This window comes from Paracnuella aquatica (assembly GCF_003332885.2).
Taxonomy (GTDB): Bacteria; Bacteroidota; Bacteroidia; order Chitinophagales; family Chitinophagaceae; genus Flavisolibacter; species Flavisolibacter aquaticus.
Genome location: NZ_QOWJ01000029.1, coordinates 1 through 5836, shown reverse-complemented (window position 1 = coordinate 5836; position 5836 = coordinate 1). Strand labels below are relative to the sequence as shown.

Here is a 5836-nt window from a genome sequence, read left to right as displayed (position 1 = left end):
AAAAAACTTTTGGTTGATTGGTGTAATTATCTTTATCTTTGCACTCCCGAAAACGGGGAATGTGGTTCTTTAAGTGGTTGGTTTTTAGGTAGTTGCGGTGTTTTTAAGAAATAAGAAACACTAAAATTTCTGAAAAAACTTTTGGTTGTTGTGTTTGGTTCTCTTATCTTTGCACTCCCAATTGCGAAAGGGGGGTTTGTTTAAAAAGTAGTTCTTTATTGTTTTTTAGGGTGTTTGGTGTAACTGATTTAGGTGATTGGTTATGACCTGAGGGGATCGCATCCTCTGGCGCTTACGAAAAAGGGGTGCTGCCGACAGGGTAGTGTCTTTTAAGATCTTTGAAAGTTTGGAAGCAACAGCATAGGCACATACTTACCATGGTATGTGTCAAATAACATTAGGTAATCAAATAAAGCGAATAACATTAATTATTCGATTTTTTGACTCGTTAATTAATCCTTGAGATTATTAATTAGTCAGGAATTGGACACTTCATTTACAATGGAGAGTTTGATCCTGGCTCAGGATGAACGCTAGCGGCAGGCTTAATACATGCAAGTCGTGGGGCAGCATGGTGTGTAGCAATACGCACTGATGGCGACCGGCAAACGGGTGCGGAACACGTACGCAACTTACCCTTAAGTGGGGGATAGCCCGGGGAAACCCGGATTAATACCTCGTAACACTGTGAAGTGGCATCACTTTATAGTTATAGCTCCGGCGCTTAAGGATGGGCGTGCGTCCCATTAGGTAGTTGGTTGAGGTAACGGCTCACCAAGCCTGCGATGGGTAACTGGTGTGAGAGCACGACCAGTCACACGGGCACTGAGACACGGGCCCGACTCCTACGGGAGGCAGCAGTAAGGAATATTGGTCAATGGACGCAAGTCTGAACCAGCCATGCCGCGTGGAGGATGAAGGCCCTCTGGGTTGTAAACTTCTTTTATGGGGGACGAAACCCCGGATTTTTATCCGGCCTGACGGTACCCCAGGAATAAGCACCGGCTAACTCCGTGCCAGCAGCCGCGGTAATACGGAGGGTGCAAGCGTTATCCGGATTCACTGGGTTTAAAGGGTGCGTAGGCGGGTTTGTAAGTCAGTGGTGAAATCCCGAAGCTTAACTTCGGAACTGCCGTTGATACTACAGGTCTTGAATACTCGGGAGGTGAGCGGAATATGTCATGTAGCGGTGAAATGCTTAGATATGACATAGAACACCGATTGCGAAGGCAGCTCACTACAGAGTCATTGACGCTGAGGCACGAAAGCGTGGGGATCAAACAGGATTAGATACCCTGGTAGTCCACGCCCTAAACTATGGATACTCGACGTGTGCGATATGACAGCATGCGTCTGAGCGAAAGCATTAAGTATCCCACCTGGGAAGTACGACCGCAAGGTTGAAACTCAAAGGAATTGGCGGGGGTCCGCACAAGCGGTGGAGCATGTGGTTTAATTCGATGATACGCGAGGAACCTTACCTGGGCTAGAATGCTGAGTGACCGCGGGTGAAAGCTCGTTTTATAGCAATATACACTCAGTAAGGTGCTGCATGGCTGTCGTCAGCTCGTGCCGTGAGGTGTTGGGTTAAGTCCCGCAACGAGCGCAACCCCCATCAGTAGTTGCCATCAGGTAACGCTGGGAACTCTACTGAAACTGCCGTCGTAAGACGCGAGGAAGGAGGGGATGATGTCAAGTCATCATGGCCTTTATGCCCAGGGCTACACACGTGCTACAATGGGGCGTACAAAGGGCTGCCACTTAGCGATAAGGAGCCAATCCCAAAAAACGCCTCTCAGTTCAGATCGCAGTCTGCAACTCGACTGCGTGAAGCTGGAATCGCTAGTAATCGTATATCAGCAATGATACGGTGAATACGTTCCCGGACCTTGCACACACCGCCCGTCAAGCCATGGAAGCCGGGGGGACCTGAAGTCGGTAACCGCAAGGAGCCGCCTAGGGTAAGACCGGTAACTGGGGCTAAGTCGTAACAAGGTAGCCGTATCGGAAGGTGCGGCTGGAATACCTCCTTTTTAGAGCGCTTAGCTTTTGGTTACTATTATTTAGGTAATAGCAAACTAAAACACTTGATTGCTTAATGTGCTGTTGTTTCCAAAATCTTTCAAAACTTGTTTTTCAAACCAGTTCTTTTACTTAAACTCTTAAGTAACCCGACAGACAATGTAGAGGGGCTTACTACAGAATGAAACATTCAGATCCGTAGCTCAGCCTGGTTAGAGCACTACACTGATAATGTAGGGGTCAGCAGTTCAAATCTGCTCGGGTCTACCAAAAGAGAAGAAAGCTGCAAGCCGCTAGCTACTAGCTGCAAGCTTAAAGCTAGATTCCTTTTATGGGGGATTAGCTCAGCTGGCTAGAGCACCTGCCTTGCACGCAGGGGGTCAACGGTTCGAATCCGTTATCCTCCACTTTTTAAAAGTCCGTAAAGTCGGTAGAGTCAGTAAAGTAGTTCTTTCAAACTTAGTTAGATGTGGGGTATGGCTTTTAGGCCTGGAGGTTCGCAACCTTAATACTTACAGATAAAACGCGGGAAGCTTACAGCTCAATGCTTGCAGCTTCTGCAGTTTAAGTTCTTTGACATATTGGAAAGCAATTGTAGTAGAAATAATGCTATAGTTAGCCAAGATCACAATGATAGTTTTTTTGCATCACTAAATAATTTTGGTGGTCTGAAGTCAATCAAAGTGGTTGGGTAAATACAATTTTCACAAATTGAATTAGATAAATCTAAAAAGATTTAAAGCACATAAGGGCGCATGGTGGATGCCTAGGCTCTGAGAGGCGATGAAGGACGTGGTAAGCTGCGATAAGCCAGGGGGAACTGCACACGAGTGATATATCCCTGGATCTCCGAATGGGACAACCCAGTACGCTGAAGGCGTATTATCTCGAAAGAGAAGCCAACCCGCTGAACTGAAACATCTAAGTAGGCGGAGGAAAAGAAAATAAACAAAATGATTCCCTAAGTAGTGGCGAGCGAACGGGGAAGAGCCCAAACCTGTGGGGCGTGCTCCATGGGGGTTGTAGGACTGCATTTAGAAACACTCATCAAGCTGAACCATCTGGAAAGTTGGGCCATAGGGCGTGAAAGCCGCGTAAGCGTACATTGAGTGGGACGAGCAGTATCCTGAGTAGGGCGGGACCGGAGAAATCCTGCCTGAATCTGCCAGCACCATCTGGTAAGGCTAAATACTCCTCAGAGACCGATAGTGAACCAGTACCGTAAGGGAAAGGTGAAAAGCACCCTGAATAAGGGAGTGAAATAGTACCTGAAACCGTGCGCCTACAAGCGGTCGGAGCTACGTTTACGTAGTGACGGCGTGCCTTTTGCATAATGAGCCTACGAGTTGCTCCTCACTGGCGAGGTTAAGTTCTTATTTAACGGAGCCGTAGCGAAAGCGAGTCCGAACAGGGCGTTCAATTAAGTCAGTGGGGGCAGACGCGAAACTTTGTGATCTATCCATGGGCAGGATGAAGGTGGGGTAACACCCAGTGGAGGTCCGAACCCATTAGCGTTGAAAAGCTATGGGATGACCTGTGGATAGGGGTGAAAGGCCAATCAAACTGAGAGATAGCTCGTTCTCCCCGAAATGTTTTTAGGAACAGCGTTGCATTAATTAGAGTTTATGAGAGGTAGAGCTACTGATTGGGCTAGGGGGCTTCACCGCCTACCAAACCCTGACAAACTCCGAATGCTCATAAATGCTATGCAGCAGTGAGGCTGCGGGCGCTAAGGTCCGTGGCCGAGAGGGAAATAACCCAGAATAGCAGCTAAGGTCCCCAATACATGGTTAAGTTGGACAAACGAGGTGGCGTTTCTATAACAGCCAGGATGTTGGCTTGGAAGCAGCCATTCATTTAAAGAGTGCGTAACAGCTCACTGGTCGAGAGACGCCGCGCGGAAAATAATCGGGCATCAAACCATGAACCGAAGCTCTATGATTGCACTTTGAGTGTATATCGGTAGGGGAGCATTGAAACCTGCGTTGAAGGTGATGGGTGACCATTGCTGGAGTGGTTTCAAACGAAAATGTAGGCATAAGTAACGATAATTAAGGTGAAAAACCTTAACGCCGAAAGTCTAAGGGTTCCTGATCAACGTTAATCGGATCAGGGTTAGTCGGGTCCTTAGGTGAACCCGAAAGGGGTAGCTGATGGAAAGCTGGTTAATATTCCAGCACCCACTGTAGTTTCGATGGGGTGACGCAGTATTGAACCTTCCCCGCACTTACGGAATAGTGCGGTTAACCGTGTAGCTATAGGTTTTGCAGGCAAATCCGCAAGACTTGGCAAAGCGGGAAAGTACACCAAAGCTTCGGCTGCGGTGAGTGAAGTTAAAAGCTGCCGAGAAAAACCTCTAAGGTTAGGCTACAGCGGCCCGTACCGCAAACCGACACAGGTAGACGGGATGAATATTCTCAGGCGCTCGGGTGAGCCGTGGAGAAGGAACTAGGCAAATTGACGCTGTAACTTCGGGATAAGGCGTACCATAGCGATATGGTCACAGTAAAATGGTTCAACCAACTGTTTAACAAAAACACAGGGCTCTGCAAAATCGAAAGATGACGTATAGGGCCTGATACCTGCCCGGTGCTGGAAGGTTAAGGAAGGGTGTTCGACCGCAAGGTCAAAGCTCCTGACTGAAGCCCCAGTAAACGGCGGCCGTAACTATAACGGTCCTAAGGTAGCGAAATTCCTTGTCGGGTAAGTTCCGACCTGCACGAATGGTCTAATGAGTTGAACACTGTCTCCTCCACGAGCCCGGTGAAATTGTAGTATCGGTGAAGATGCCGGTTACCCGCCACGGGACGGAAAGACCCCGTGAACCTTCACTACAACTTTGCATTGATTTTGAACAACGGGTGTGTAGGATAGTTGGGACGCTATGAAGCAGCCTCGCCAGGGGTTGTGGAGCGGTCGTTGAAATACCAACCTCTCTTTGTTTAGAGTCTAATCCCTTTCGAGGGAAACAGTGCATGGTGGGTAGTTTGACTGGGGTGGTCGCCTCCTAAAGTGTAACGGAGGCTTGCAAAGGTTCCCTCAGTACGGTTGGTAATCGTACGCAGAGCGCATCAGTATAAGGGAGCTTGACTGTGAGACCTACAAGTCGAGCAGGGACGAAAGTCGGCTGAAGTGATCCGGTGGTTTCTATATGGAAAGGCCATCGCTCAAAGGATAAAAGGTACTCCGGGGATAACAGGCTGATCTTTCCCAAGAGCTCATATCGACGGAAAGGTTTGGCACCTCGATGTCGGTTCGTCACATCCTGGGGCTGGAGAAGGTCCCAAGGGTTCGGCTGTTCGCCGATTAAAGTGGCACGTGAACTGGGTTCAGAACGTCGCAAGACAGTTCGGTCCCTATCTGTGGTGGGCGCAAGAAAATTGAGTGGACATGACCTTAGTACGAGAGGACCGGGTCGTACGTACCGCTGGTGTATCGGTTGTGCCGCCAGGTGCAGTGCCGAGTAGCTATGTACGGACAGGATAAACGCTGAAAGCATCTAAGCGTGAAACCTTCCACAAGATGAGTTTTCTTTTAAGGGCCGCAGCAGACTACTGCGTTGATAGGCTACAGGTGTAATCGTAGTAATACGTTCAGCCGAGTAGTACTAATTGCCCGTACGCTTTAATTTTATTATCTAACTAACATTATCCTTTACTACAAACTTGCTTTCCAGTATGTCAAACCATATTGATGGTGGTTTTTCCGAGGGTGTCCACCTCTTCCCATACCGAACAGAGAAGTTAAGCCCCTCATGGCCAATGGTACTGGAGTAGCAATGCTCCGGGAGAGTAGGTAACCGCCAATCTTATTA

2 tRNA genes and 3 rRNA genes are annotated in these 5836 nt (G+C 48.3%); all 5 read left to right on the top strand.

Going from position 1 to position 5836, the window contains the following annotated elements:
- Positions 1–498: 498 nt before the first annotated feature.
- The 5 genes from DRJ53_RS20800 (at position 499) to rrf (ending at position 5830) form a co-directional block, all read left to right on the top strand.
- A 16S ribosomal RNA gene (locus tag DRJ53_RS20800) occupies positions 499–2033 on the top strand.
- A gap of 181 nt (positions 2034–2214) precedes the next feature.
- Positions 2215–2292 (top strand) — tRNA-Ile (locus DRJ53_RS20795).
- Positions 2293–2355: 63 nt separating this feature from the next.
- A tRNA-Ala gene (locus DRJ53_RS20790) sits at positions 2356–2429 on the top strand.
- 328 nt (positions 2430–2757) lie between these two features.
- A 23S ribosomal RNA gene (locus DRJ53_RS20785) occupies positions 2758–5653 on the top strand.
- A 61-nt stretch (positions 5654–5714) separates the two neighbouring features.
- Positions 5715–5830, top strand: a 5S ribosomal RNA gene (gene rrf / locus DRJ53_RS20780).
- The 16S, 23S and 5S rRNA genes sit together here with 2 tRNA genes alongside, the layout of an rRNA operon.
- Positions 5831–5836 lie beyond the last annotated feature (6 nt).